This window comes from Bradyrhizobium sp. NAS80.1 (assembly GCF_001908205.1).
GTDB lineage: Bacteria > Pseudomonadota > Alphaproteobacteria > Rhizobiales > Xanthobacteraceae > Bradyrhizobium.
The window spans coordinates 30,957-57,407 of record NZ_LGHL01000123.1 but is presented as its reverse complement, the minus strand read 5'-3'; the positions used below and the strand labels follow the sequence as shown (position 1 = coordinate 57,407).

At 63.9% G+C, this 26,451-nt stretch carries 22 protein-coding genes and 1 pseudogene; 7 read left to right on the top strand and 16 right to left on the bottom strand.

What is annotated here, in order from left to right:
* Positions 1-42 precede the first annotated feature (42 nt).
* The 8 genes from AC629_RS26670 to AC629_RS26635 form a co-directional block, all read right to left on the bottom strand.
* On the bottom strand, positions 43-1,239 hold the full coding sequence (locus tag AC629_RS26670; RefSeq protein WP_084807891.1) for a CaiB/BaiF CoA transferase family protein: 1,197 nt from the start codon (positions 1,237-1,239) through the stop codon (positions 43-45).
* A 116-nt stretch (positions 1,240-1,355) separates the two neighbouring features.
* Positions 1,356-2,567 carry an ABC transporter substrate-binding protein gene (locus tag AC629_RS26665; protein WP_084807890.1) on the bottom strand — a complete coding sequence of 404 codons (1,212 nt, stop codon included), beginning with the start codon at positions 2,565-2,567 and terminating at the stop codon, positions 1,356-1,358.
* 226 nt (positions 2,568-2,793) lie between these two features.
* Complete coding sequence (locus AC629_RS26660; protein ID WP_074120702.1) at positions 2,794-3,489, bottom strand: ABC transporter ATP-binding protein; 696 nt, start codon at positions 3,487-3,489, stop codon at positions 2,794-2,796.
* Positions 3,489-4,238: an ABC transporter ATP-binding protein gene (locus tag AC629_RS26655; protein ID WP_084807889.1), complete on the bottom strand. Its 750-nt coding sequence runs from the start codon at positions 4,236-4,238 to the stop codon at positions 3,489-3,491. The genes AC629_RS26660 and AC629_RS26655 overlap by 1 nt, the downstream gene beginning before the upstream one ends.
* Entirely contained in the window at positions 4,235-5,527 is a 1,293-nt protein-coding gene (locus AC629_RS26650) for a branched-chain amino acid ABC transporter permease (protein WP_084807888.1), read from the bottom strand. The genes AC629_RS26655 and AC629_RS26650 overlap by 4 nt, the downstream gene beginning before the upstream one ends.
* Positions 5,524-6,471, bottom strand: a complete 948-nt coding sequence (locus AC629_RS26645; protein WP_084807887.1) for a branched-chain amino acid ABC transporter permease — start codon at positions 6,469-6,471, stop codon at positions 5,524-5,526. The genes AC629_RS26650 and AC629_RS26645 overlap by 4 nt, the downstream gene beginning before the upstream one ends.
* Before the next feature lie 119 nt (positions 6,472-6,590).
* Positions 6,591-7,823: a branched-chain amino acid ABC transporter substrate-binding protein gene (locus AC629_RS26640; RefSeq protein WP_084807886.1), complete on the bottom strand. Its 1,233-nt coding sequence runs from the start codon at positions 7,821-7,823 to the stop codon at positions 6,591-6,593.
* A 260-nt stretch (positions 7,824-8,083) separates the two neighbouring features.
* Positions 8,084-9,520: a lipopolysaccharide biosynthesis protein gene (locus AC629_RS26635; protein ID WP_084807885.1), complete on the bottom strand. Its 1,437-nt coding sequence runs from the start codon at positions 9,518-9,520 to the stop codon at positions 8,084-8,086.
* A 296-nt stretch (positions 9,521-9,816) separates the two neighbouring features.
* Between AC629_RS26635 and AC629_RS26630 the strand changes: the two genes are divergently transcribed.
* Positions 9,817-10,884: an endo-1,4-beta-xylanase gene (locus tag AC629_RS26630; protein WP_084807884.1), complete on the top strand. Its 1,068-nt coding sequence runs from the start codon at positions 9,817-9,819 to the stop codon at positions 10,882-10,884.
* A 50-nt stretch (positions 10,885-10,934) separates the two neighbouring features.
* On the opposite strand, the gene AC629_RS26625 is transcribed toward AC629_RS26630, so the two are convergent.
* Positions 10,935-14,426, bottom strand: coding sequence for an ATP-binding protein (locus AC629_RS26625; protein ID WP_084807883.1), 3,492 nt, complete (start codon positions 14,424-14,426; stop codon positions 10,935-10,937).
* 186 nt (positions 14,427-14,612) lie between these two features.
* Here AC629_RS26625 and AC629_RS50710 point away from each other — a divergent pair.
* Positions 14,613-14,856 (top strand): annotated as a pseudogene (locus AC629_RS50710) (hypothetical protein); the annotation flags it as partial.
* A gap of 462 nt (positions 14,857-15,318) precedes the next feature.
* Positions 15,319-16,050, top strand: coding sequence for a 4'-phosphopantetheinyl transferase family protein (locus tag AC629_RS26615; protein ID WP_084807882.1), 732 nt, complete (start codon positions 15,319-15,321; stop codon positions 16,048-16,050).
* Positions 16,051-16,119: 69 nt separating this feature from the next.
* Here AC629_RS26615 and AC629_RS26610 read toward each other — a convergent pair whose 3' ends face one another.
* The 3 genes from AC629_RS26610 to AC629_RS26600 form a co-directional block, all read right to left on the bottom strand.
* The gene (locus AC629_RS26610) at positions 16,120-17,145 is read right to left on the bottom strand and encodes a histone deacetylase family protein (RefSeq protein WP_084807881.1); all 1,026 of its coding nucleotides are present in this window, start codon (positions 17,143-17,145) and stop codon (positions 16,120-16,122) included.
* A gap of 133 nt (positions 17,146-17,278) precedes the next feature.
* Complete coding sequence (locus AC629_RS26605; RefSeq protein ID WP_084807880.1) at positions 17,279-18,220, bottom strand: SMP-30/gluconolactonase/LRE family protein; 942 nt, start codon at positions 18,218-18,220, stop codon at positions 17,279-17,281.
* Positions 18,177-20,252, bottom strand: a complete 2,076-nt coding sequence (locus tag AC629_RS26600; protein ID WP_084807879.1) for a PQQ-dependent sugar dehydrogenase — start codon at positions 20,250-20,252, stop codon at positions 18,177-18,179. Before AC629_RS26600 ends, AC629_RS26605 begins: the two co-directional genes overlap by 44 nt.
* Before the next feature lie 206 nt (positions 20,253-20,458).
* On the opposite strand from AC629_RS26600, the gene AC629_RS26595 reads away from it, so the two are divergent.
* Together AC629_RS26595 and AC629_RS47100 are read left to right on the top strand one after the other, a co-directional pair.
* Positions 20,459-20,692 (top strand): DUF6894 family protein, encoded by a 234-nt coding sequence (locus AC629_RS26595; protein WP_084807878.1) that lies wholly within the window; start codon positions 20,459-20,461, stop codon positions 20,690-20,692.
* Positions 20,693-20,701: 9 nt separating this feature from the next.
* Positions 20,702-20,878: a hypothetical protein gene (locus AC629_RS47100; RefSeq protein ID WP_168195588.1), complete on the top strand. Its 177-nt coding sequence runs from the start codon at positions 20,702-20,704 to the stop codon at positions 20,876-20,878.
* A gap of 21 nt (positions 20,879-20,899) precedes the next feature.
* Here AC629_RS47100 and AC629_RS26590 read toward each other — a convergent pair whose 3' ends face one another.
* On the bottom strand, positions 20,900-21,673 hold the full coding sequence (locus AC629_RS26590) for an enoyl-CoA hydratase-related protein (protein WP_084807877.1): 774 nt from the start codon (positions 21,671-21,673) through the stop codon (positions 20,900-20,902).
* A gap of 128 nt (positions 21,674-21,801) precedes the next feature.
* On the opposite strand from AC629_RS26590, the gene AC629_RS26585 reads away from it, so the two are divergent.
* Together AC629_RS26585 and AC629_RS26580 are read left to right on the top strand one after the other, a co-directional pair.
* A complete protein-coding gene (locus AC629_RS26585) occupies positions 21,802-23,391 on the top strand; it encodes a gamma-glutamyltransferase family protein (protein WP_084807913.1) in 1,590 nt (529 codons plus the stop codon).
* A gap of 92 nt (positions 23,392-23,483) precedes the next feature.
* Positions 23,484-23,696, top strand: a complete 213-nt coding sequence (locus AC629_RS26580; RefSeq protein ID WP_084807876.1) for a hypothetical protein — start codon at positions 23,484-23,486, stop codon at positions 23,694-23,696.
* Between the two features lie 54 nt (positions 23,697-23,750).
* Here the strand turns inward: AC629_RS26580 and AC629_RS26575 are convergent, their stop codons facing one another.
* From AC629_RS26575 to AC629_RS26565, 3 genes are read right to left on the bottom strand one after another with little or no spacing between them, the layout of a single operon-like run.
* Positions 23,751-25,037, bottom strand: coding sequence for an NAD(P)/FAD-dependent oxidoreductase (locus tag AC629_RS26575; RefSeq protein ID WP_084807875.1), 1,287 nt, complete (start codon positions 25,035-25,037; stop codon positions 23,751-23,753).
* Positions 25,038-25,049: 12 nt separating this feature from the next.
* Complete coding sequence (locus tag AC629_RS26570; protein WP_084807874.1) at positions 25,050-25,781, bottom strand: amino acid ABC transporter ATP-binding protein; 732 nt, start codon at positions 25,779-25,781, stop codon at positions 25,050-25,052.
* Positions 25,778-26,431 (bottom strand): amino acid ABC transporter permease, encoded by a 654-nt coding sequence (locus AC629_RS26565; RefSeq protein WP_084807873.1) that lies wholly within the window; start codon positions 26,429-26,431, stop codon positions 25,778-25,780. Before AC629_RS26565 ends, AC629_RS26570 begins: the two co-directional genes overlap by 4 nt.
* Between the last annotated feature and the right edge of the window lie 20 nt (positions 26,432-26,451).

Here is a 26,451-nt window from a genome sequence, read left to right as displayed (position 1 = left end):
GCCTGAACAAGCGCGGTCCGCAATTTCGGTTCCTTAACGGCGCTACGACGCGACGCCAACCGCCTTGCTGTCGACAGCCGCCTGGATTTCGGACTCGCTCAGGCCGGCCTCGCGCAGCACTTCACGTGAATGCTCGCCGAGGCGCGGCGCCATACGGTGGATGCCCGCCGGGCTTTCGGAGAATTTTGTCGCGGGACGCGCCTGCCTGATACGTCCTTCCGAGGGATGATCGATATCTGCAAACAGCCCGACGGCGGCGAGATGCGGCTGCTCACCGATCTCGGTGAGCCGGGCGAAAGCGGTGTGTGGCACGTCCAGCCGCAGCAACAACTCCTCCCACTCCACCGTGGTGCGGGTCGGCCCGATCTCGCTCATGCGGTCGTAGATCCGGTCGATGTTCTGCGAACGCTGCACAGGATCGCGCACGCCGAGTTCCTCGATCAACTCGGGGCGGCCAACGGCTTCGAAGAAGGCGCACCAGTTGTCCCCGGAATAAGGCAGCATCGTCAGCCAGCCGTCTTTCGTCTGCACCGGACGCCGCTCTTTCATCCGCTTGTAGCCGGTCGGGCCGATCGGCGGATCGAAAGCGTGCCCACCCAGCATCTCGATGCTGTTGAAGCCGGCGATCGTTTCCAGCATCGGCACTTCGACCATCTGGCCCTGCCCGGTGCGCTCGCGCCGGAACAGGGCCGCGGACACCGCGCCGACCATTGCCAGCGCACAGATCTTGTCGCCGACGAGGCTCGGGATGAACTCCGGCTCCTCGTCCGATCCGATCGACGACGCGAGGCCCGACGCCGCCTGGATGATCTCGTCAAATGCGGGCCGCGCCGCCCACGGTCCGTCCTGGCCGAAGCCGGTCGCCGCGGCGTAGATCAAACGCGGGTTGAGCTTCGCGCAGGCGTCATAGCCGAAGCCGAGCCGCGCCATCGCTGCCGGACGCACATTGGTGACGAGCGCATCGACTGTCGGGATCAATCGCGCCAGCGCGGCTTTGCCGTCCGGGTGCTTCAGATCGAGCGCGAGACTGCGCTTGTTGCGGTTGACCGCCATGAACTGGCCGCTCATGCCGCGGTTTCGGAACACGCCGGTGTAGCGCCAGGTATCGCCCGCGGGCGGCTCGACCTTGATGACATCAGCGCCCCAGTCTCCGAGCATCTGCGCGGCATAGGGACCAAACAGCACACTCGTCAGATCGAGAACGCGAATGCCGCTGAGGGGACCGGTCGGTGTCATCATCTCTTCACGGGGGCTGGAGGAAGCGATCACTGCGGGGCAAGGCAAGTCGGCAAGACAGGTAGACAAGACAAACGGGCAAGGCTGGTGCCCTGCCCGCCCGTCACGATGCATCGATACTATTCGCCGATAACGTCGCCGAACAGCTCCCACGACTTTCCGTTGAAGCGCGCCATCTGCAACTGCCGGATCGGCGTGGCCTGCTCGGCCGAGGTGTTGAGCTTGATGCCCGGCAGCAGCATCGGCAGTTCGACGTCCTTGAAGGACTGCGTCTGCTTCATCAGATTTGCCCGCGTGAGATCGTTGCCGGCGCGTTGCAGCACCAGCTCCATCATCTGCGCCATAGTGTAGCCGGTGACATTGAAGATGTCGGCCGGATCCGCGCCCGAATTGTAGGTCTTCATCCACTCGCGCCAGGCCTTCATGCCGGGATCATCGGCCCAGCGCGGATCGCCGGGATCCTTCTGAAACGCGCCGGTGACAATGCCGACGGAATTGTCGAGACCGGCCGGCGTCAGCACGGAGCCGACGGAATTGGAGACGGCCGGAAGGATGATCTGCGGCTTCCAGCCGAGCTCCGCAACTTTCTTGATCGCCTGCGCCGCGAATTTCGGCGTGCACTCGTTGAAAATAACGTCTGCGCCGGCGGCCTTGAACTTGACGATCTGGGAGTCGACGGTCGGATCCGACGTCTCATAGACGGCCTCCGACACAATCTGGTTGACGTGCTCGCCGAGTCCCTCCATGAAGCCGGCGAGATAGTCGCGCCCCGGATCCTCGTTCGGCGTGATGACGGCGATCTTGGCGTCCGGCTTGTTCGCCAAAATCCACTTGGCGTAGATCCTCCCCTCGGTCCTGTAGGTCGGCTGCGAGCCGGTGGTCCAGGGGAAATGCTGCGAATCGTTCCAGCGGCTGGCACCGCTCGACGGGAACAGCTGCGGGATCTTCTTGGCATTGAGGTATTTCTGCGCGGCGATGTTCGGGCCGGTCCCGAGCATCGAGAACATCGCGAACACCTCGTCACTCTCGGCGAGGCGCCGCACCTGCTCCACCGTCTTCGCCGGCGAATAGGCGTCGTCCATGCTGAGGAGTTCGACCTTGCGGCCGTTGATGCCGCCCTTGTCGTTGAGCATCTTGAAATAGGCGATCTCGGCACGGCCGATCGCCGAATAAGCGGAGGCCGGTCCCGAATAGGGCATGGTCTGCCCGAGCTTGATCGTCGTATCGGTCGCGCCCGTATCGTAGTTTCCGGCTACAGCCGCCGAAGCAGCTCCCAGGACTGCGAACAGAGCGACAGCTCCACGAACCAGTCCGCGTTTATTTCCTGGCATCCTCGGGATCTCCTTCACAGGCAGGAGGCATCGACGCGCGCGCGCTCACAGGCCGCCGTCGGCGTCCTCCACTGTTTTCTTGGTTATCGTCAGCCGCATCGATCGCGATGCCAGCGATTGCGACGATACCCCGATTATACAGCGTGAGATGTAGCGGAGAATTCAGATGCGTATGCGCATCTTGCAGCCGTTCTATTTTGCGCGTTCGTCACGCGGAATGTGAGCGTCACACCTCGAGCCACTCCTGGCGCACGGCGGCATTCGCCTTGAGCTCGTCCGGCGTGCCTTCGAACACGACGCGGCCGTGTCCCATGATGTAGACGCGCTTCGAAATCCGCATCGCGATCGACAGCTTCTGCTCGACCAGCAGAATGGCGACACCGGCCTCTGCGATACGCGCGATGAGATCGCCAACCTGCTGCACGATCAGCGGCGCGAGACCTTCGGTCGGCTCGTCGATCATGATGAGATCGGGATCGCCCATCAGCGTCCGGCACGTCGTGAGCATCTGCTTCTCGCCGCCGGACAGCACGCCCGCGGGCGTGTCGGCGCGGGCGGCAAGATTGGGGAACATGTCGAGCATGTCCTGGAGCCGCCATTTGCCGGGACGGCGCGTATCCTTGATCCCGAGCACAAGGTTCTGACGAACCGTCAGGCTCGGAAAGATGTCGCGATGCTCGGGAACATAGCCGAGGCCGAGGCGCGCGATCTTGTAGCTGGGAAGACCGGCGATGTCCTTGCCCTTGAAGCGGATCGTGCCTTGCGGGGCGACCTCGCCCATGATCGCCTTGACCGTGGTGGAGCGACCGACACCATTGCGGCCGAGCAGGCTCACGACCTCGCCTGCGGCGACATCGAGGTCGACGCCCTGGAGAATGTGGCTCTTGCCGTAATAGGCGTGGAGATCCCTGACCTCGAGCATCAGTGCGCTTCCTCGCCGAGATAGGCTTCCTTGACCTTTGGATCGCGCCGGATTTCTTCCGGAGTGCCCGATGCGATGATATGGCCGTAGACCAGCACCGAGATGCGGTCGGCAAGGCCAAACACGACGCTCATGTCGTGCTCGACGATCACCAGCGTCTTTTCCTCGGTCAATCGGCGGATCAGCGATACTGCGCGGTCGGTTTCGGCGTGGCTCATGCCGGCGGTCGGTTCATCCAGCATGACGACGGTGGCGCCGCTCGCGATGGTGATTCCGATCTCGAGCTCGCGCTGCTCGGCATAAGTGAGCAACCCGGCAGGAACGTCGCGCCGGTGCGTGAGATGGATGTCGTCCAGGATTTGCGCCGTCCGCTCACGCACTTCGGGCAGACTGTCGACGTTCTTCCAGAACGCATAGCGGTGACCCGTTGCCCACAGCACGGCGCAGCGGACATTTTCCCAGACCGTCATACGCGCAAACACGTTGGTGACCTGGAACGAGCGCGACAGGCCGCGCCGGTTGATCTCGAACGGCCGCAAGCCGGAGATCAAATCGCCGTTCAGCTTCACCTCGCCCGAGGTTGGCTTGATGTGGCCACTGATCAAATTGAACGTCGTGGACTTACCGGCTCCGTTCGGACCGATAATGGCGTGCCGCTCGCCTTTCGCGACGCTGAGATTCAGATCGCGGATGATGCCGACATTGCCAAAGCGCTTTTCGACAGCGCGGACTTCGATCGCTGCGGTCATGCCAGATACCCCCGGTCACGGGCGACCGTCGCAGCCCTGTCCCAGGCGTCCGCGATCCGCCGCCAGGTCAATCGCGCGACAAGGAAGCCGCCGACCAGCAGAACAGCAGCGGCGATCCATGTCACCCGCGAGGCCGGATTGAAGGCGATGCCGAACAGGTTGATGGCATCGCCGCCGGAATAGCGCGCGATGATCTCGATGGTCAGGATCACGCCGCAGGCGAGCGCCACGGTCGGTACGATGGCCACGAGATAGGACGGAATCACGGTCCACAGCGTTCCGGCGCGAACCAGCGGCCGGTGCATCATCACCAAGCCGGCGATGCCGCCGGGCGCGAACATCACGATGCCGATGAAAATGATGCCGAAATAGAGCTGCCAGACACTGGTGACGTTGGTCAGCCCGAGCTGGAGATAGGTCACCAGGATCGCACCGAGGATCGGCCCGAAGAAATAGGCGGTGCCGCCGATGAAGGTCGCGAACAGCACGAGGCCTGACTGGATCGCGCCAAGATAAGCGGAGTTTGCGATCTCGAAATTGATCGCGGCGAGACTACCGGCAACGCCGGCAAAAAAACCGGCAAAGCAGAAAGCGAGGTAGCGAACGACGTGAGGATCGTAGCCGATGAACTGGACGCGTTCGGGATTGTCTCGGACTGCGTTGCTGATCCGTCCCAGCGGGGTTCGCGTCAATGCGTACATCGCGATCGCCGACAGCACCAGCCAGAACGCGATCAGGTAGTAGACCTGGAGCTGCGGCCCGAACGACCAGCCGAGCATCTTTGGCAAGGCCGTGCGGTCGGTTGTGATGCCGGCTTCGCCGCCGAACACCGAGCGCAGGATCAGCGAGGACGACGCCACCAGCTCGCCGATGCCGAGCGAGATCATCGCGAACACGGTGCCGGCGCGCTTGGTCATCACCCAGCCGATGATGATTGCGAAGACGAGGCCACCCAGCCCGCCGAACAACGGGATGAAGGGAAGCGGGATCGGCCAGCCATGTGACACCACCGCATTCATCATGTGGCAGGCGGCGAAGCCGCCAAGGCCGTAGTGTACGGCATGACCAAACGACAGCAGGCCGGTCTGGCCGAGCAGGATGTTGTAGGACAGCGCGAAGACGATCGCGATGCCGATCAGGCTGAAGGATGTCAGCGAGCCGCCCGACGAGAAGACCAGCGGCAGGACGATCAGCACGGCGATACCGATCAGCCAGACGCCGTAGAAGCGCAGGCTTCCGCCGGCTTGGTCTGCCGCCGCCTTGGATGTCGAAGTCGAAACCGTGGTCATGATTCGCGCGTCCCCATCAGGCCCATGGGGCGTACGATCAGAATGACCACCAGCAGAAGATAAGGCACTATCGGCGCGACCTGAGCGATCGTGACGTTCCAGATGTCGGTGAGAACGGACGGCCCCGCCGACGGATCGAGCGGTCCGAAGGCACTCGCCAACGACCCGTTCAGCGCCACCGCGAAGGTCTGCACCAGGCCGATGACCAGCGAGGCGACGAAGGCGCCGGGCAAGGAGCCAAGGCCGCCAAACACGATGACCACGAACAGGATCGGTCCGAGCGCCGCAGCCATGTCGGACTGCGTCACCAAAGCGGGGCCGGCAATGACGCCGGCAAGACCGGCCAGCGCGCTGCCGACGCCGAACACCACCATGAACACGCGCCCGACATTGTGGCCGAGATGCCCGACCATGTGGGGATGCGTCAGCGCCGCCTGCACGATGAGGCCGACGCGGGTGCGCTTGAGCACGAGCAGGAGCGCTATGAAGATTACGACCGACACGACCAGCATGAAGATCTTGTACGCGGGATAGTTGGTCGAGAACACGGTGAAGGCCGGGAAGTCGAGCAGCGTCGGCACGCGGTAATCGACCGGGCTCTTGCCCCAGATCATCGACACGATTTCTTCGATCGCAAAAGCCAAACCAAAGGTCAGCAGCAACTCCGCGACATGGCCGTGCTTGTGGGTGTTGCGCAGGCCGTAGCGCTCCACCGCCATGCCGATGGCGCCCACCAGCAGCGGCGCGAGCACCAGCGCCGGCCAGAAGCCGATCCACTTCGTGAGCTGGAAGCCGAAGAACGCGCCGAGCATGTAGAAGCTGGCATGGGCGAAGTTGAGCACGCCCATCATGCTGAAGATGACGGTGAGCCCGCTCGACAGCAGGAAGAGCAGCATGCCGAACAGCACGCCGTTCAGGGTCGAAATGACAATGAGTTCAAGCACAGCGCACTCATCTCTATCCGGAGCCTGATGGCCCCGGCGAACATCGCCCAATCAAACGCATTCCGGCCGCCGCCTTCCCGCAACCGATGGCGGCCGCGGGAAGGCGACGTGCTTCGTGATTACGGCCGCACCATCTTGCAGGTCGTGGAGACCATGGCCTGCGGCGTGTCGACCTTGGAGACCAGATGCCAGCCCCAACCGGTGTTCTCCTCGTCGAACGGCTCGTTCGCGGCGAGCTTGCCGAAGGAGGAAATATAGATCGGCTGGAAGAACTGGTGGTCGTCCTTGCGCATGAAGCCCTGGCCGCCGTCGAGGACCTCGAACTTCAGGTCCTCGAGCGCCGCCGCGACCTTCACCGGATCGATCGAGTTGGCCTTCTCGGCCGCCGCCTTGAACATGCGCATCTCGTTGACCGCGCGCGGATACCAGAGCGACATGTTGACCTTGGCGCGGAAGCCCTTCTCGAAGTCCATCGCGGCCTGGTTGCCCGAATTGGCGAAGCCTTCGGTGATCTGGAAGACCTGGTGGTCGAGACCAGTCTGCTTGATCGCGGTCGGGCCGCCGGCGCCGCCGGCATAATAAGTGTACCAGTTGACCTTCAGACCGGCATCGGCAGCGGCCTTGAGCAGCAGCGCGATGTCCTGGCCCCAATTGCCGGTAACGACGCTGTCCGCGCCGGAGGCCTTGATCTTGGCGATGTAGGGCGAGAAGTCAGTGACCTTCAGCAGCGGATGCAGTTCGTCGCCGACGATCTGGATGTCAGGACGCTTCGCGCCCAGCATCTTGCGCGCATCGGTGCGCACCGACTGGCCGAACGAATAGTCCTGGTTGATCAGGTACACCTTTTTGATCGACGGGGTGTCCTTCATGTAGCTGGTGAGCGCTTCCATCTTGATGTCGGAGCTGGCGTCCCAGCGGAAATGCCAATAGCTGCACTTCTCGTTGGTCATGCTCGGATCGACGGCAGCGTAGTTGAAGTACAGAACTTCCTTGCCGGGATTGCGCGTGTTGTTCTTGGTGACGAAGTCCGAGAGCGCCGCGCCGACGGACGAGCCGTTGCCCTGCGTGATGTAGTGGACCCCGGCGTCGATTGCCTTCTGGGCCTGCACCAGGCTCTCTTGCGGATTGGTCTTGTTGTCGAGGGGAACGATCTCGACCTTGTGACCGAGGATGCCGCCCTTGGCGTTGAGCTCGTCGGCCAGATACTGGAACGTCTTCAGACCACCCTCGCCGACGCTGGCGCCGCCGCCGGAGAGCGGATCTATGTAGCCGATCTTGACTGTATCCTCGGCCGACGCCGCATGACCGAGCATCGGGGCGATCACGGCAATGGCCAAAGTAAGCTTGCGCATTATTTCGTTTCCTCGCTGACTATCGACTTTAGTCGATGGGCTTTTTTGCGCATGTTGCGGCGCAATTTCGGGCCCCAATGAGCAGAACGAACTTTGATTTTCAAGCTCAACAGGACATGGCTCGGGCTGCCGCTATGAAATGTGAAGGCGGTCGCCTGTCTGTGCCGCAAAGTTTTCCGCCTCGTGAAATGGAACGCTAGCGGGAACCGCCTCTGGACTACGATGGTAGGGACGGCGCGGCGGTGCTTCGTCAGCCGGCCTTATACGCCCAGCGCCTTCCGGTTGAACGTCCTCAGGGCGCGCAGCGACAAGGTCCGGACATTCGCGACGTTGAGGAGCCACGCCGCGGCGGCGTAGGCAGCGCCGCCTGCGAGGCTGACGATGATGAGCGCGACGAGGCCGGTGCCGTTGACTTGCGACCGCGCAGCGAGGATCGCAGCCGCCATCGCCGCGGCGGAGACGGCAACGCCGGCGAGGCGGTTGAAGTCGAACGGCACGGGATGGGCGCGGTGCATCAGGACGACCGCGACGACGAAGCCGATCGCCTCGGTCGCGACCGTCGCCAGCGCCGCACCGTAAAGGCCATGGCTTGCGACCAGCGCGAACATCAGCGCCACGCTCAGGACGAGCGTGAGGAACGACTGCGCGGCCAACATGAAGGGCCGCTCGGCGAGCTGAAAGCTGAGTTGTACATAGAACTGGTTGGCGATGCCGAAAAAGCGGGCGACCACCAGGGTCGGCAGCAGCGCCGACACGCCGGCGCGGAAGTCCACGCCGACCAGCGTGCCCGCGACCTGGTCCGCCGCAAGCGCAAGCCAGACCGCGACGGGCGTCACGGTGACGAGCAACAGTTCGAGGCTTTCGGTTAGGCGCTCCCGCGTCAATGCCGTGTTCTTCTCCGGCAGCGTCCGGAATACCAGAGGCACGGTGGCCGAGGCAACACTTGCGGCGATCATGACCATGAACTGGCGCGGCAGATCGGCGACGACGCCGAAGATGCCGGCCGCGTCCTTGCCGAGCATCCACGCGACGATGAGCCGATCGCAAGTCGAGTAGAGCGCGACGGAAAGTCCAGCCAGCGTCAGCGGGAGGCCATAGCGCGCCAGCTGCACAAACTGGCTGCGCTGAAAGCGCGCGATCCTGGTGCGGTCACCGACCAGATTGAGAATGATGCCGGTCAGCGAGCCCATGCCGAATGCCGCGAGCAGACCCATGCCGCCCCAGCCGAGCCATATGCCGAGCAGCCCGAAGCCAACGCTCGACACACTGCGCACGATCGCGATGGCCGCGAAGCGGTAGGGCCGCAGCTTGGCGCGTTCGAACTCCTGGCCGACATCGACCGCATTGGCCATGATCGCGACGAACATGCTGGCAAGCAGCAGCTCGACGCTGACATCGTTGCGAAACAGGACAACGAGTGGAGCCGTGGCACAGAGGACGGCGACCGTGAGCGCGAAAGCGACTATCGCCGTGCCACGAAAGTCCACCTCCGCCGACATCGCCTGATAGCGCGACACCGACAGCTTGATCCAGGCGAAGAAGACCGCGCCCAGGATGCCGGCAAGGCTGAGGCCGACGACATAGACGCCGTACTCCGCCGGCGTCAGCAGCCTTGTGTAGGCGGTGACCGCGAAGAAGCCCACCGCCGCAGGCAGGATGTAGGCCATGAGGTAAATCGAGAAATGGCGGTTCAGCATGCGAGCACGGGACCAGTGGCGGTCTTGCGGTTTGGGCGGCCGTTCATCAGTCGGCCATTAATCAGTTGGTCATGGCGTGGCCATCGGACTGCGGCGCAGCATCCTCGAAGATAGTCACATAAGTCTGCAGATCGGACGTCGAATGGCGCGGAGAAGCCGGTTTCACGCGTTAGCGTTAAATTTGCCCTACACTGACGAAGCTATCGGGCTTGGGTTAACCCAACCGTCGGAAAGCACGGCGTGGCACGGCGCCGCTTGGTACGATCACGCGTTGGTTCCGGAAGGAATGCCGCCACGTGATCAGGCTCGACAGACGCGAATTTCTCCTTGGCAGCGCCGCGACGCTCGCGGCAGCTGTACCTGAGTCCGCAACGCCAGCGTCACGATTTTCTCAGCGCCGTCCCGGCTACGGTGCTGCGACCAACCTCTGGAACCTGCAAGCCGATCCAAGGTTCGGCGAAGCCATCAGCACCTATTGCACTCAGGTGGTGCCGGAGGTCGAGCTGAAATGGCCCATGCTGCGGCCAGACGCGCACACCTTCGCCTTCGAACGCGCCGACGCGATCCTGGATTTTGCCCGACAGAACGAGCTGGCGATGCGCGGGCATGCGCTCGCCTGGTATCATGACATTCCGGACTGGACCAGGCAGATCAAGGATGCGAAAGGCGTCGAGCGCGCGTTCGTCGATCACATCGCGACCGTCGTCTCCTATTACAAAGACAAGCTGACGTCGTGGGACGTCGTCAACGAGCCGATCCCGGACAATCCGAAGAGCCTCACCGACAGGCGGGATTCGTTCTGGTCGCAGAATCTGGGCAACCACTGGATCCCCCTCGCCTTCCGAACGGCGGCTGCGGCGGATCCATTCGTGAAGCTCGCGATCAACGAATACGACATCGAACAGGCCAAGGACTCGTTCATCGCCAAGCGCGCCGCCTTCCGCAACCTCATCATGGACCTGCTCGACCAGGGCGTCCCGCTCCACGCCGTGGGCCTCCAGTCGCATCTGCATGTCGAGCTCGAGATCGACACGCACGGGCTGGCCGAATTCGTCACTGAGCTCCGCTCCTGGGGTCTGGAGGTGCTCATCACCGAGCTCGACGTCGACGATCAGAAGCTGAGAGGCGATCCGGCCCAGCGCGACGCCATCGTCGCCAAGCGCGTCGATGATCTCTTGACCGCGATCTCGACCAGCGGACCGGTACGCTCGATCCTGACCTGGGGCATCTCGGATCGCCATAGCTGGATAAACAGCACCTTCGCCCGCAAGGACAAGCAGCCAAACCGCCCCTTGCCGCTCGATGCCGAGTTCAAGCCAAAGCCCTTCATGGACGTCATTACGAAGTTCACGAAGGACGTTTGACGGGAAGAAGCACGAGAGCCATTTCCGTTCCGATTGAATCGGAACGGGGTTTAGATTCTTGTTGGCGCGATTTCTTTCATCGCATCGGCCTGTACACGGACGGGCGCGTCCCCTCCCAGCTCATTGACCAGCTGCAACGCCTGCTTCAGGTCCGGCGTGAGGAAACCCTCGTCGAACTTGCCGACGATCGGCACGAGCAGGAGGCTGGCATGCTCGCGCTTGCCAGCCTCATGCAACAGGCGCGCGAGGCTCACGGCGGTGCGCAGCTCCCAGGACAACGCGCCCTGTTTGCGCGCGACCTCCAGTGACTGGCCGAACAGGTCCTCGGCCTCATGCACCGACCCCGGGTCGCCGTCCGCTAGCGTGATCTCGCCTTGCAGGCGATAGACCTCGGCGAGGTAGGAGTGATCGCCGGTTCGTCTGGCGATCGCGAGCGCGCCGTCCAGCGCGCGCAAGGCCGCATCGCGCATCCCGACCTTGGCATAGGCTTCCGCGAGCAGGCAGCGGAACCAGCAGCCGGCAAGCCAGGAATCCATCGCCTCGTATTCGTCGAGGCCAAAGCGCATCTGGCTCAGACCTTCATCGGCCTCACCGAGCTGGGCCAGCGCCCAGCCGCGCAGGATCGCTGCCTGCTGCTTCCAGTGCAGGAAATTGTGCTCGGTGGCGATGATCATGGCGCGGTTGGCGTGATCGCGCGTGCCCTCGACGTCACGCAGATGCTGGCAGAGATAGGCGCCGAACATGAGCGCGAAGGCCAGCGTGAAGGGGTGGCGGATCTTCTCGGCATTCGCGATCGCCTGCTCGCTATGCTGGCGCGCCGCGTCGGGCCGACCAAGGAACCACAGGAGGTAGCCGAGATAGGACAGCGAGACGACGCCGGGATCGATACCGTGGCGCTCCATCAAATCGGAGTGCAGGTCGGGGCTGTAGAGGTTGATGCAGCGATGCAGATGATGCTGCGCGGCGGCAAAGCGGCCGCGATAAAGCATGGTCATCGCGATCGAGCGGTGCGCCTCGATCAGATAGCCGGTCTGCTGCGCCGGCTGGGTCTGCTCGTTCAGCCGTTCGCGCTTGGCGAACTTCAACAGCTCGACGCTGAGATCGTGCGCGCGGGTGAGATCGGCGCGAATGAAATGACACACCCACAGCCCGCGGGTGGCGGCGAAGACCTTCTCGTCGTCATTGAGCTGCTGACCGAGCTCGAGCGCGCGGATGTAGTTCTCCTCGACCTCCTGTACCGCGTAGCCCTTGGCGGCGATCAGCGCATTGCCGAGCGCGATGCGCAACTCGAGCTCCCTCTCGTCGGCACCTTGCATGCGCGCATGGGCCTGGACGACGCCGAGGCCCCGACGCAGATGGCCGATCGCCTCGAGATTGGCGCCGCTCCTGGCCGCCTGCTTGCCGGCCTTGAGCCAGAAACTTGCGGCGCCCTCGCTCTGGCCGGATTCGGTCAGATGATGGGCGAGCAGCTCCGGCTCGCGGTCGGTCTTCTCCGGATACATCTCGGCGAGCACCTGTGCGATGCGCGCATGCAGCTTGCGCCGCTCGCTGTGCAACAAGCTCGCATGCGCGGCATTCTGAATCATCACGTGCTTGAAGGAGTAGAGCGCATCCGGCGGATGACCGCGGCGCATGATCAGCCCCGCTTCCTCCAGATGATTGAGCGCGGCCTCGATCTGCTCTGCCGGCGTGTTGGCGACCGCGTGCAGCGTCTCGTAGGAGAACTCGCGGCCGATGGTGGCGCCGATCTGCGCGATCCGCTTGAACGGCCCCATCCGGTCCAGCCGCGCCATCAGCGAGTCCGTCAGGGTCGCCGGGATCGCGAGCTGCCGCCATGGGCCCGACAGCACGTAGCGCCCGTGGCGCTCGGTCAGCAGGTTGGATTCGAGAACGGTCTTGGTGAGCTCTTCCAGGAACAGCGGTACGCCGTCGGTCTTGACGATGATCTCCTCGACGACCTCCTTGGGCAGCTCTCTCCCGGCGACGCGCTCGACGAGCGTCGTGCGCAAATGACGGCTCAGGCGGTTCAACACCACGGTGGTGATGTGCGAATGCGCATTCCAGCTCGGCTGGAATTCGGAGCGCGCGGTGATGATGAGCAGGATCGGCCGATTCTGCACCCGGTCGACCAGCAGGTCGATGACCTCACGGGAGGTCGGGTCGATCCAGTGCAAATCCTCGAATGCGATCACCAGCGGCATCTCGCGCGCGAGGCCGAGAAAATGATTGACCAGCGCAGAGACCGTCGCCTCCTTCTGCTGCTGCGGCGACAGCTCGAGCGGCGGATAACGGTCTCCGGTCGATATCGACAACAGCGCGGCAAATAGCGGCGTGACCTGTTCGATGTCGCCGTGGGCGGCGGCGATCGCGTTCTCCAGGCTCGCGAGCGATGTCGCGGATGGGTCCTCGCGATCGAGGCCGAGTGAGAATTTGAGCTGCTCGGCGAACGGATAGAATGCCGTGGAGGTGTGATAGGGCGAGCACTGGAACGAGACCTGTCCGTGCCGGTCGCCCGCGATCCGCTCGAAGATTTCCTGGATGATGCGCGACTTGCCGATGCCGGGCTCGCCGAACTTGACCACGACCTGGCCGTCGCCGTCCTTGATCTGTTGCCAGCGCCCCATCAGCAGCGCGATCTCCTTCTCGCGATCGACGAGCGGGGTCAGCCGCGAGCCCATGGCGGCTGCGAAGCGGGTCTCCACCCGCGAGGCGCGCACCACGTGCCAGGCCTGGGTCTTCTCCGAGATGCCCTTCAACGCGTGGGCGCCGAGATTGCGGTAGTCGAACTTTCCCTTCAGCAGCGACTGGGTCGAGGCGGAGATCACGACGCCGTTGGGCGGCGCGAGGCTCTGCAGGCGCGCAGCAAGATTGACCGTTTCTCCGACCGCGGAGTCGCGCTCTTCGGTGCCTTGCCCCACGAGGTCGCCGACCACGACGAGGCCGGTCGCGATCCCGATGCGGACGGCGGGCGCATGGCTGAGCGCACCGCACGGCTCGATCGCGCGGGCGGTCGACAGCACCCGCACGATCTCGAGCCCGGCGCGCACCGCGCGCTCGGCATCGTCCTCATGCGCGGTCGGATAGCCGAAATAGACCAGAATGCCATCCCCGACGAAGCGGGCGGCAAAACCTTCGTAATGCTTCACAACGCGGACGCAGGTTTCGCGGAAGCTCGCGATCATGTCGCGCACGTCCTCCGGGTCGAACTGCACCGAGAGCGAGGTGGAATCCACCATGTCACAAAACATGGTGGTGAGCTGACGCCGCTCGGCGCCGACCTCGGTCCGGGCTTGCGGGCGAGCCGCCGCGTCGGGCTTCTCAGCGGTCTCGGCCTGGAACAGCCCGGTCATGGCCCGCTGGAGCCGCTTGCGATCGCCCAGAGGCAATCCGAGCTCGACCAGATCGGACTCGGTCAGATCTCCCATGACATCGAGATCGAGACGGTGCTGCGCAAAGAGATCGGTGTAGTGACCAAGACCGATGCCTTCGAGCCAGTGCTTCAGCCCGCCTTCCGTCCTCGTGCCCGGTTCATTCTCCAGCATGGTGATTCTGCCCCACCATCACTCCGTCGAAGGGCTTTGGGCCCCTCAACCACAGATTCTGGGACCCGAACTTCACCTCAGACTGGACGCCTTCCCTAAGTTCCAGGAAGAATAGCCCAATCAGATCAAAAGGGAATGGCATTGTCGGACATTGCAGCCGGTGCAGGAGAGAGATCAGCCGAAACCGTTGCCCATATCGGCGGCATTCTCGACGAGGGCCAGCCGGTGCTGCCGATCGACCAGACCTGGCTGTCGCTGATGCTCAGGGAGCGTCCGACGGTCAATCACCCGTTCATGCAATTAAAAGAGCGAACTGCTCGATGGTCTTATGGTCGGCGAGTGGATGGCCGAACTCATCGCGTTGCTGGGGGCGACCTTCGCCCAACCCGACACGCCGCTCGGCCGGTTGCTCGACCGTAGGGCGGCATGACCAGCTGTTTCAGAACGGGCCGATAGGGGTTCACTCGCCAAAGCTGTGATTGACCAAGTAGCATCTTGATTATTTGCCGCCACCGCGCAAGATTATTCCCGCGTTTTGATTTTTGACGATTATTTTCAATCGGGGGATGTTGTGGGTTTCATCAAATTTACCAAGGGCAACTCGCTGAGCGACAAGGACCGTAAGGCCCTGCAAAAGTTGCTGACCGTCGAGAAGAAGTAGGGCTCGTCGGCCGGGACGCCGCACGAATCTTCGGCTTCATTTTTCGGACGTTTGTCATTCGCGCGTCGAGGTCGGGCCTCGCACAAGCTTGCGAACGTAAACCAGCCCGCGAATCGACAAGAATTTGCCCGGGTGGACCGCTAAGAGCGCTCCACTAGTCGATTCTTGCTCAGTTGATTCTTCCGTCAGGGTTGGGGATTTGGCCTCCGCCTGACGCTAAAGGCCCTATTGATGGCAGACGACAGGATTGAACTGTTTGTCGGACTGATCGAGACCATTGACGCGCCGGGCACGGCCGATGCGTGCCGTCGCCTGCTCTCGGTCGACGAACGGGTCCGCGCCGACCGCTTCATGTTCGAGCGGCATCGGCGGCAATATATTTTCGCCCACGCCATGCTGCGCCTGGCGCTTTCGCAGGTTGCACCCAACGTCGCGCCCTCCGACTGGTCCTTTGCCGCCGGCCGCTATGGGCGGCCGTTCATTGCAGCGCCCGCAATGTCGACCGCGCTGCATTTCAGCCTGTCGCATGCCGACGGCTGCGTCGCCTGCGTCGTGTCCAGGCACGAGGCCGTCGGCGTCGACGTCGAAACCGTGTCACGGCGTGTCGCGCCGCTGTCCACCGCGCTTCGCTTCTTTGCGCCGGAGGAAGTCGAGACGCTGCGCCGCCTGCCGGAGCCAACGGCGATCGAGCGCTTTTTCGACTATTGGACGCTCAAGGAGGCCTATCTGAAGGCCAGGGGGTTTGGGCTCAACCTGCCCCCCGACGCATTCGCGATGCAGGTGTCACGCGAGGCTATCGAGATCAGCTTCAAGCCCGATATCGCCGACGATCCGCGCGGCTGGCGCTTCTCGCTGTGCTCGCCGTCGCCCTCGCACCGCCTCGCGATCGCCGATGGCTCCCGCGCGGACGGCGGCCTTCCCATCAGCCGCAATGCCTGGCCGCTCCAGGAAGCGGCTGAATGACGAACTCGCGGCTGCGCCGCCTGTAACGACGGATATGAATGCCTCCCTGCCCTCACGAAGAGGGAAAGATCACCGCGCCTCTTCGAAGCCTGCCAGCACCGAGGTCAAGTTAGCGCCCAAAATATCCGAGAGATAACCGCCCTCCTGCACGAATACGGTCGGAAGGCCCATCCTGGCGATGGCCTGGCCGATGCGGCGGAAGCCGGGCGTGGTAACGGCGAGGCCGCGGAGCGGATCATGCTCGGAGGCGTCGAGGCCGAGCGCGATGACGAGGGCGCCGGGCGCAAAGGACTCGATCGCCTTGCGCGCGACGTCCAACGCCTGGATGTAGCCGTCGTCGCCGGTGCCGATGGCCAAGGGAATGTTGAGATTGGTGCCGAGGCCGGGTCCTTCGCCGCGCTCATGCGCGTAGCCCCACACGTAAGGATAGTACGCGATGGGATCGGCATGGATCGATATCGTGTAGACGTCCGGTCGCGCGTAGAAGATGCCCTGGGTGCCATTGCCGTGATGGACGTCGACGTCGAGGATCACGACGCGCTCGTGCTTGAGCCGCAGATGGGCAGCGGCGATCGCGCTGTTGTTGAGAAAGCAGAACCCGCCGGCCATGTCGCGATAGGCGTGATGGCCGGGCGGACGGCAGAGCGCGTAGGTCGCATCCTCGCCGTCCATCACCATCTGCGCCGCGGTGACCGCCACGTCTGTCGCGGCGCAAGCCGCGGCCCAGGTGCCGGGGCCGATCGGCGCCGCGGTGTCGGCGGTGTGCCAGCCGAGCTTGCCGACGATGTGGGTCGGATAGGTCGCCGCATGGCGCACGGGATGGATGTTGCCGATCATCTCCGGGCCGGAATCGCCGAGTGCGGTCCAGGCGTCCCAGGCTTCGCTCAGGAACGACAGATATTCCGGACTGTGAATGCGCGCACGAGGCCCCTGCCCGAATCTGGCCGGCTCGACCAGTTGATGCTTGCCATCCTTCAGCCCCTTGAGCAGGCGGTCGGCGCGTTCGGGCTGCTCGGTGGTGCGCTTGACGACACCGCGAACCAGGAAGAATTGCGGATCGTGGCTGCGATGCAGTTCAGTATGGACGGCTTTCACTCAAACACCTCGTAATCGCGTGCTCTTTGAATGGTACCGCAGATGTCTTGGTCCCTGCAGCGGCCAGATGCAAGCAGGAAGAATGCCGTCCTCACCGCACTGTTCTGCGCTCGGAGCAGAGTCGCCTCTGAGCTCAGCAACGCCCGCGCTGGAGGCAGTGCTCGCGGCCCTGCTGGTCGGTGCGGAAGGCCTCGATGAAGCCGCCCTGGCGCTGCGTGACGAAGACGGTCTTGCCGTCGCTGCCGCCGAAGGCGAGGTTGGTCGGCTCCTTGCCCCTCAGTGTGATCTCGCGCTCGACCGCGCCATTGGGCTTCATCAGCGCGATCGTCCCCTTGAGGATGCGCGCAACATAAAGACGGCCGCTGACGTCGGTGCGCAGACCGTCGATGGTGTCGGGCTGGAACGTCTTGACGAGTTTTGCGCCGGTGAGCTCGTTGCCATTGATCGCATACGACCAGATCTGGCCGTTGCTGGATTCCCCGACATAGAGCGTCTTGCCATCAGGACTGAGATCGATGCCGTTGGTGGTGCCCATCGCGCGCGGCGCCGACATGACTTGCCCCTGCACCGACCCATCGGCGGCTTTGGAGATGCGCCAGACGTGGCCTTCGCGGCCTTTCCAGTTCGGATCGCTCGCATAGATCGTGCCGTCGCGGGCAACCGTGATGTCGTTGGGCTGGTTCATCTCGTCCGAGTGAAACCAGACGATCGGATCGGTCGCGCCCTTCGGGATCGCGAAGATGTTGTGCTTCTTGTAGTCGGCGATGAACATGGTGCCGCTGCGATCGAAGCGAATGGCGTTGCCGACGCTGCCCACGGGAAGCGCTGTGAATTGCTGCGAAGCGACGCCGCCTGCCGGCAACTTGCCGATGGTGCCGGGCTTGCCGAAGTTGACGACGAAGAGATTACCGTCAAGGTCGGCGGCGGGCCCTTCGATGCCGAAGGTGTATTCGCCTGAAGGCGTCAGCTGCGCGCTCTCGAACAGCTTCGTTTCCGCCTGGGCGGACGCCGTCGCGATGACGAGGAAAACGCTACTGCACAGGCACCAGAAATTCCTGCCGGATGTAATAGCCATCGCCGTCGGTGCACTCGCCATTCAGATAGGGATCGGCCGGCCGAAAGAATCGGCTGAAGCCAGGTTTGTCTACAGCGCTCCTTTGTGTCACGACGACGACCTTGGCGGCCGGTATTTCGCCGCATTCCTTTTTGGTTTTGCCAAAGAACTTGCGCTGCGGCGGACCAGGCTTGATCCGCATCCGCGTACCCGGAACCATTTTCGCGACCAGCAAATCCGCGGTGTCGAGCAGACGCGCATAGCCGAGCTCGGTCTTCGGCAGGCTTTCGCCGCCCGGCGGCATCAGCTTCTCCGCGCCGAGACCGCGCAGCCGGGTGCGCAGCTTGCCGGAGTCGGGATCATCAGGATAAATCCAGCCATCCTGCGACAGCATGAAGCGCAGCACCGTGGCGTCCTTGTCCGCGTCAGATTGGCCCGGCTTCAGTCCGAAATCGGAATGGCAACCGACGCAATGCTTCTCGACGAGGCCCTTGCGCAGCGTGGTGAGCCGGACGCTGTTCTGCGCGTCCCTGGCGACGAAGGCCTCGAGCTGGTCGATCATCGCCTGGCTGCGCATGTCGCAGGGCAATGGCTGCGGCGGATCGCCCGCGGCGCGGTCGATTCGGATCACGGTCTGGTTCTTGTCCTCGACCAGCCAGATCGCGCCGTCCTCCGCAACCGTCATGCCGACCGGCGCGCCTAGCGGTCGCGCACCGTTAACGCGGTGCCAGCCGGCGATCAGCTCCTCGAACGGCGCGGCGGCGACCTCGCCAGCGTCGGTCTGAAAGCTGTGGGTCGGGTCGGCCGCGCAACTGACGTGGTAGCGCACCGGCGCCGGGCTCGGCTTGGGGAAGCCGTGATCGTCCACATCGTAGATCAGGACGCGGCTGCCGGTCGGGCGATAGCCGTGCAGGCCGACCAGCAGCTTGCCCTCCAGCTCCGGAAATTTGGCGCCGTGATAGTAGAGCATCGCGAGCGGCGCCCCGTGCGGCGGCAGCAGCGAGAACGGCGCCTTGTAGAGCGCATTGGCCGTGCAGAGCGACTTGTAGACCCCGGATTGCAGCACGAGCTTGAATTCGGGGCTCGGCGTCGAGAGGTCGTAACAATAGGGCCAGCCATAGTGCATGCCCTGCTCGAGCGCGTTGATCTCCTCGTTCGGCTTGAAGATATCAGGCAGATCGCGGCCGTTCTCGCCTTGCAGGAAGGCGTAACCGGTATCGGGAAAATTCGGGTGCAGCGCCAGCGCCATCGAATTGCGCAAGCCGCGCGCATAAATGGTGTGTGGCGGATCGGGATCGTTCGGCTTCAAGGCCGGAAAGACGCCGCCTGCAGGCGGCGTGAACAGCCAGATCGATGCCATCGCGGCAGCGCCCTCGGCGGCCGCGCAAGGCCGTATGATCGGGGCTGGCGTGATGCAGGCGTCGCTGTGCGAGCCGATGTTGACGAACAGCCGGCCGTTCCTGTCGAACACGAACTGCTTGAGCGGATGGGCACTCTCGTCGAGCCTGGTGCCGTCAGGAAGCGTGATCCGCCGACCGGGCATGTGCCGGATGATGGTCTCGACCGTGCCGCGCGGATTGTCGGCGAGCGGGTCGAACCGGAAGATCGTCTCGGCGGTCGAAGCGTAGAGCTTCTTGTCCGGGCCGATCACGAGGCCGAAGGGATATTCGATCGCAGTCAACAGCTCCTTGAAGCGCTGCCCTTGGGGCGCATGCGGATCGAGCAGCAGCAACCGGCCGTCGGTATGGCCCCAGCCGCCCATGTCGGCGACCACGAACAGGTCAGGGCCCGGCACCTGGACGATCGAGCGCGGAAATTTGAGATGGTCCTCCTCGCTGGCAACGAGGCCGGCGCAAAATCCCGCTTTCATGTCGATCTGGATTCTGGGAAAGGCAAGATTGCCACTGCCACAGGTTTCCGTGCCGATCGCATAGCCGCTTTTCCTCACCGGTTCGGAGGTGGCTCCGGAGGTGAGGCCGAGCAACGCTCCGACGACGACCGCCGCAAACAGGCGCAGGCTTCGGCGCTCACGCCAGAATGTGAGGTGGTTCACGGCGGCCTCCCGGACTTTCCGTCCAAAGTTGTTCCATGCCGCAGGGACGCCGTCCAGTTGAGATCACCCCCCTGTGATCAAACCCACGGGGGTCTTCGTGGCGACCAATCTCCGTAGATTCCCTCACCGGGCTCGCCCCGAATGTTTCGCGAATGCCTCGGGTGGTATCGGTTTGCCGTCCCAATCGCTCCCTACAGGAGGGGCATATGGTCCAGGTCTATTTTCACTGCTCCAACACCGAGGGCACGCTGATCGATCGCAGCGGCACCGCGGTGACCAGCCTGACCGAGGCGCGAGACCGTGCTGCCCAGATCATGCAATCGATGATCCTGACGCCCGGTGCTGAGGACTGGCGCGATTGGGTGATCCATGTCAGCGACTCCGACGGCGAGGAGATTTTCGATCTTCCCTTCACCGCCATGCTCGGCAAGCCGCATTGAGGTGATGCCGTGCTGTTCGCTTCACTGACCTTGCTCTGCCAGCCCCTGAACTTCGTCGCCACCAAATGGCAGAAGTTGGTGCGGATCGTGGGCAACCCCTACCGCCCCGAGCTTCATTACATGCGCGGGCCAGGGCCGAAATGGCGCGCCAAGCATCGCACTGGCCGCAGCGACGGGGCGCTCTGAGCGCAGTACGCGACTCTTCCCCTACTTGCCAGTAAACTTCGCCTTGCGCTTCTCGACGAAGGCGTTGCGGCCTTCGATTGCGTCGGCGCTCTTGCGGATCGTGGCCTGAAGCTCGATCTCGCGGCGGAACTGCGCCTCATAGGTCGTGTGCTCGCTCTCCTCGATCAGCGCGCGGGTCGCGACCAAGGCGCGCGTCGGACCATCGGCGAGGCGGCGCGCCAGGGTCAACGCCTCCTCCATCAGCTTCGCATCGTCGACGACCTGCCGCACCAGACCGATTTCCTGCGCACGTTCGGCCGTCAGCGGCTCGTTCAGGAGCATCAGCTCGAGCGCGCGCTGCCGGCCGATCAGCCGCGGCAACAACCAGGTCGAGCCGAGATCCGGCACCAGCGCGATGCGACTGAACACCTGGATGAAGCTCGCCGACCGCGCCGCAACAATCATGTCGCCGGCCATCGCCAGGCTGAAGCCGCCGCCAGCAGCCACACCATTGACGGCGACGACAACGGGCACGTGGCATTCGCGCAGCGCCTTGAACGCCGGCCAGTAGAAGCGCATCACGCCAGCGGCGATATCCTCGCCCAGCGCGTCCGACGCCTTCAAATTCTGTCCTGAGCAAAAACCGCGTCCAGCGCCGGTGAGGACCAAGGCGCGGACATCCTCATCCCTCGTCATCTCCGCGACGGCGGCGGCGAGCGCACCGAGCAGGTCCGGCGTCATCGCGTTCAGGCTCGCCGGCTCATCGAGCGTCAAAATCCCGACCGCGCCATCCCGCGCCTGTTTCACACCTGTCATGTCGCTTCTCCCTTCTGTTGTTCTCGTTGGCGGCAATGTGCCATTGTCCGCGGGCTTCGCCAATTGCGGAGCTTCAAAGTCAGCGCAACGAAGCCAAGACAACCGAAGACAGCGCACAAGGCGACATCATGCCCCATCAGTTCAGCCTCGCCCAAACCGTTCGCAAACCCGCCGTCAAATCCAGAGGCGGCATCGTAGCCTCGCAGTCGCGGCGGGCGGCCGAAGTGGGGGCGCAAGTGCTGGCGGCAGGAGGCGACTGCGTAGATGCGATCGTCGCGACCACTTTCGCGCTGAACGTGCTGGAGCCCTGGAACAGCGGCATCGGCGGCGGCGGCGCGATGGTGCTCTACCGCGCCAAGGAAAATCGCTACGAGGTGATCGACTACGGCATGTGCGCCCCGCAGAGCCTGCGGGTCCCCGACTATCCCCTCAGCGGCGAGGGCGCAGCCTCCGATCTCTTTCCCTGGCCGCGGGTGAAGGACGACCGCAACATCCATGGCCCCGGCTCGATCGCCGTGCCCGGTGTCGTCGCCGGCATGGAAGAGGCGCATCGCCGCCACGCCAGGCTGCCATGGAAGGACCTTGTCGCGCCGGCAGCTGCACTCGCCGGCGAAGGCCTGCTGGTCGATTGGTGGACCACGCTGATGATCACGGGCTCGGCCGCCGATCTTCGGCGCTATCCCGCGAGCGCGGCATCTTTCCTGAAGGACGGGCTGCCACCGAGCGCGTCATGGGGCATCAAGTTCGAGACGCGGCTGCCGCAGGACGCGTTGAGGGCGACGCTGTCGCACCTTGCAGAAGCCGGACCGCGCGACTTCTACCAGGGCGATCTCGCCAAGAGCATCGCGTCCGACATCAAGGCCGACGGCGGCTCGCTGTCGGTGGAGGATCTCGCCGCGTTCCGCAGCCACCTGCGCGAGCCGCTGGCGATCCCATATTGCGGCGGCAAGGTGTTTGCGACGCCTGAGCTTACGGCCGGACCGACAATGGCGCATGCGTTGCGCCTGCTGCAGCAGAATCTGAATCCGGCGAGCGCGCCGGACGCGAACGCCTACGTCGAATATGCGCTGGCTTTGCAAGCGGCTTTCCGCGAGCGGCTCAAGGACATGGGCGATGCCGACGGCAAACGCTCGCTCGGCGCCGAATATCTCGCGCCCTCCTGCACAACGCATTTCTCAGTGGTCGACCGCCACGGCAACATCGCGGCGGTGACGCAGACGCTGCTGTCGTCCTTCGGCTCGAAATACGTGACGCCGCACACCGGCATCCCCATGAATAACGGCATCATGTGGTTCGATCCGACGCCAGGCACCACCAACTCGCTTGCTCCCGGCAAGCGCTGCCTTTGCAACTACACGCCTGTCATTGCCGAAACGAAGGATGGCAAGCGGCTCGCGGTCGGTGCCTCCGGTGGCCGCCGCATTCTCCCGTCGGTGATGCAGCTCGTGTCCTTTGCGATGGATTATGGCATGGACCTGGATGCCGCCATCGACCAGCCGCGCATCGACGCCAGCGAAGGCGCGATTGTAATCGGCGATATCAGACTGCCGGCAGAAGCGCGCAAGACGCTGGCCGCGCGCTTCGACTATGAAGAGAGCCGGGTGCAGGCTTTGCCGCCAAAGTTCGCCTGCCCGAGCGTGGTGATGCGCGAGGGCGACGTCAATTCCGGCGCGGTCGAGATCTTCCAGCCCTGGGCCGACGCGGTAGCGGAGGGCTGAGCGCCACTACTCCTCCATAGTTGCGCGCGACACCGCGATCGATGTCCGTTTCATCGAACGGGCATATGCGTGCCTAAGAGGAGAGATTTAGGATGAAGAAGCTTGCGCTCGCCGCAGCATTGATCGTCGCGACCGGCGTCACGATGCCGAGCACGGCATTTGCCAAGGGCGGTCACGGTCACGGCCACCACGGCGGATACCATGGACATCGCCATGGCGTGCCGTCCGGATGGTATCATGGGCGCAAGGTTGGTTGGCGCGGCGGAGGGTGCCCGCCCGGACTGTGGAAACAGGGCCGCTGCTAACGCTCCCACCTGCAACTCATGCGAGGCGCCGCCCCTGACCGGGTGGCGCCTTTTTCATATCCCCAGCCGGTCGCGCACACGGCCCGCGATCACGGCAGTCGTCACACCCACCGGCCAAAACGCATGCATCGGGATCGGCTTGATACCGGTGACCGGCATGTCGATCTCGGCCCTGGCGCCGCCGATCAGGCGGCGTGCAAGTTGTGCGCCCATCGCGGTCGAGAGCGCGACACCGCGGCCATTGCAGCCGAGCGAGATCAAAATGTTGTCCGCCGGCTCGTGAACATGAGGATAGTGATCCTTGGTGATGGCGAGGCGGCTGTTCCAGCCATGAGTCCAGGCAACGCCCTTGATCTGCGGCCAGAGCCGCTCGGCGTAGCGGATGAGATAGGCGACATCGTACGGCGACTTGATCCAGCGCATCGGGCCGCGGCCGCCCATCAAGAGGCGGTTCTGCTGATCGATGCGGTAATAGACTGTAATGTGGCCGCTCTCGTAGAGAACAGGACGCGTCGGCATGATCGAGCGGGCGACCTCGTCCGAGAGCGGCGCCGTCGCAGCGATTGAGGAAAACACCGGCACGATGGTGCGGCGTAGCGCCGGCCAGAGATCATCGGTAAAACCGTTGGTGGCGAGCAGCACTTTTTCGGCATGCACGATCGCACGCGGCGTCTCGATGCGCCAGCGGCTACCATAACGGCGGAGTGACAACGCCGGCGTCTCGCCATGAACTTTCGCGCCTGCCGAGATGGCAGCACGCGCGAGACCACGAGCGTAGCTGAGGGGATGCAGGTCGCCGCCGCGCGCGTCGAGCATGGCGCCGATGTAGCGGTCGGTGCCGGTCATCTCGCGCAATTGCTCGCGGTTCAGGTACGTCACCGGCATACCGCGGCGGATGCATTGCTGCGCGGTCTTCTCGATCGCAGCGGCGCTGGCCTCGTTATAGGCCGCCCGCAGCGTTCCGTTCTGCCGCGCCTCGCATGGGATCTGGTAACGGCGGATCAGCTCATGCGTGAAGTTCGTTGTCCCGTACGAGAAGTCGATCATGCGGCGACCAAGATCGGTGCCGAAATCGGCTTCGATCTGATCGGGATCGTGCTTCAAGCCAGGATTGGTGTGGCCGCCATTGTTACCCGACGCGCCCCACCCCGGCTCCTGCGCCTCAAGCACCAGTGCTTCGACACCTTGCTCCGCCAGATGCAACGCAGTGGACAGTCCGGTGTAGCCACCGCCGACGATCGCGACGGAGACGGTCTTGTCACCATCGAGCGGCGGCGTGGCAACCGGCGCAACGGCTGTGTCGGCATAGAGCGAGGGTGGCAGGGGCAGGCGCGCATTCATGGCGAAGACCGGTCAGAGCGGATGCAGCACGCGTCGCAGAAAGTCCTGCGTGCGCGGATGCTGGGGTTGATTGAGCAGCGCCTTGGCCGGCCCCTGCTCGACGATGACGCCGCCGTCGATGAACAGCACGCGGTCGGCGACGTCGCGGGCAAAGCCCATCTCATGGGTGACGACAACCATGGTCATGCCTTCGTCGGCGAGCTTGCGCATGACGCCAAGGACGTCGCCGACGAGCTCGGGATCGAGCGCCGACGTCGGCTCGTCGAACAGGATCGCCTTGGGCTGCATCGCGAGCGCACGCGCGATCGCGACGCGCTGCTGCTGGCCGCCGGAGAGCTGCGGCGGATGCACATCGGCCTTTTCGGCAAGCCCGACCCGGGCGAGCAGCGCGCGACCGCGCTCGAACGCCTGCGCGCGCGGCTCCTTCTTCACGAAGAGCGGCCCCTCAATGACGTTTTCCAGCGCCGTGCGATGCGGAAACAGGTTGAAGCGCTGGAACACCATCGAGACCTGGGTGCGAATGTTCACGATCGACGGCGCGTCGCGATCGACTTTCAGGCCCTCGATACTGATCTCGCCGCGGTCGTAGCTTTCGAGCCCGTTGATGCAGCGCAGGATGGTGGACTTGCCAGAGCCAGACGGGCCGATGATGCAAACCACCTCGCCTTTCTGGACGGAAGCCGTGATGCCCTTGAGCACCTCGACCCTGCCGAAGCTCTTGTGGACGTCCTTGAGCTCGATCATCGCTTGCCGGCCCGCTTCTCGAAGTGACGGACGAGCAGGATCAGTGGAATGCTCATGGTGAGATACATCAGCGCCACCAGCGTGAACACGCTGGTGTTCTTGAAGGTCGAGGACGCGATCAGCTTGCCCTGCAGCGCGAGCTCGGCGACCGTGATGGTCGAGGCTTGCGAAGAATCCTTCAGCATCATGATCATGACGTTGCCGTAGGGCGGAAGCACAATGCGCACCGCCTGCGGCAGCACCACGCGGCGCATGGTGAGCCACCAGCCCATGCCGATCGACTGCGCCGCTTCGATCTGGCCCTTGTCGATCGCCTCGATGCCGGCGCGGAAATTCTCGGCCTGATAGGCCGAGTAGGCGATGCCGAGCCCGAGGATCGCGGCCTGCAGGGCCGAGAGCGTGACGCCGAGATCAGGCATCACGAAGTAGAGATAGAACAACAGCACGATGATCGGGATGCCGCGGATCACGTTGATCAGGCTGGCACTGAGCATCGACAGCGCCTTGATGCCGGAAACCCGCATCATCGCCCAGATCAGGCCGAGCACCGTCGAGAGCAGGAGCGAGCCGATGGTAACGACGATCGTGAGCGCGACGCCGTTCATCAGGATCGGGAAGAAGTCGGCAGCGTCGTGCCAGAAGCCTTTCATCGGGCAGCCTTCGATCAGCC

What these genes read in the sequence shown, in the direction of transcription:
- AC629_RS26590 (WP_084807877.1), bottom strand. Translation starts at nt 21,673, where the DNA reads ATGACAGGTGTGAAACAGGCGCGGGATGGCGCGGTCGGGATTTTGACG.
- AC629_RS26635 (WP_084807885.1), bottom strand. Translation starts at nt 9,520, where the DNA reads ATGCTGAACCGCCATTTCTCGATTTACCTCATGGCCTACATCCTGCCT.
- AC629_RS26640 (WP_084807886.1), bottom strand. Translation starts at nt 7,823, where the DNA reads ATGCGCAAGCTTACTTTGGCCATTGCCGTGATCGCCCCGATGCTCGGT.
- AC629_RS26655 (WP_084807889.1), bottom strand. Translation starts at nt 4,238, where the DNA reads ATGACCGCAGCGATCGAAGTCCGCGCTGTCGAAAAGCGCTTTGGCAAT.
- AC629_RS26570 (WP_084807874.1), bottom strand. Translation starts at nt 25,781, where the DNA reads ATGATCGAGCTCAAGGACGTCCACAAGAGCTTCGGCAGGGTCGAGGTG.
- AC629_RS26650 (WP_084807888.1), bottom strand. Translation starts at nt 5,527, where the DNA reads ATGACCACGGTTTCGACTTCGACATCCAAGGCGGCGGCAGACCAAGCC.
- AC629_RS26670 (WP_084807891.1), bottom strand. Translation starts at nt 1,239, where the DNA reads ATGATGACACCGACCGGTCCCCTCAGCGGCATTCGCGTTCTCGATCTG.
- AC629_RS26575 (WP_084807875.1), bottom strand. Translation starts at nt 25,037, where the DNA reads ATGAATGCGCGCCTGCCCCTGCCACCCTCGCTCTATGCCGACACAGCC.
- AC629_RS26585 (WP_084807913.1), top strand. Translation starts at nt 21,802, where the DNA reads ATGCCCCATCAGTTCAGCCTCGCCCAAACCGTTCGCAAACCCGCCGTC.
- AC629_RS26665 (WP_084807890.1), bottom strand. Translation starts at nt 2,567, where the DNA reads ATGCCAGGAAATAAACGCGGACTGGTTCGTGGAGCTGTCGCTCTGTTC.
- AC629_RS26580 (WP_084807876.1), top strand. Translation starts at nt 23,484, where the DNA reads ATGAAGAAGCTTGCGCTCGCCGCAGCATTGATCGTCGCGACCGGCGTC.
- AC629_RS26625 (WP_084807883.1), bottom strand. Translation starts at nt 14,426, where the DNA reads ATGCTGGAGAATGAACCGGGCACGAGGACGGAAGGCGGGCTGAAGCAC.
- AC629_RS26615 (WP_084807882.1), top strand. Translation starts at nt 15,319, where the DNA reads ATGGCAGACGACAGGATTGAACTGTTTGTCGGACTGATCGAGACCATT.
- AC629_RS26595 (WP_084807878.1), top strand. Translation starts at nt 20,459, where the DNA reads ATGGTCCAGGTCTATTTTCACTGCTCCAACACCGAGGGCACGCTGATC.
- AC629_RS26565 (WP_084807873.1), bottom strand. Translation starts at nt 26,431, where the DNA reads ATGAAAGGCTTCTGGCACGACGCTGCCGACTTCTTCCCGATCCTGATG.
- AC629_RS26660 (WP_074120702.1), bottom strand. Translation starts at nt 3,489, where the DNA reads ATGCTCGAGGTCAGGGATCTCCACGCCTATTACGGCAAGAGCCACATT.
- AC629_RS26605 (WP_084807880.1), bottom strand. Translation starts at nt 18,220, where the DNA reads ATGGCTATTACATCCGGCAGGAATTTCTGGTGCCTGTGCAGTAGCGTT.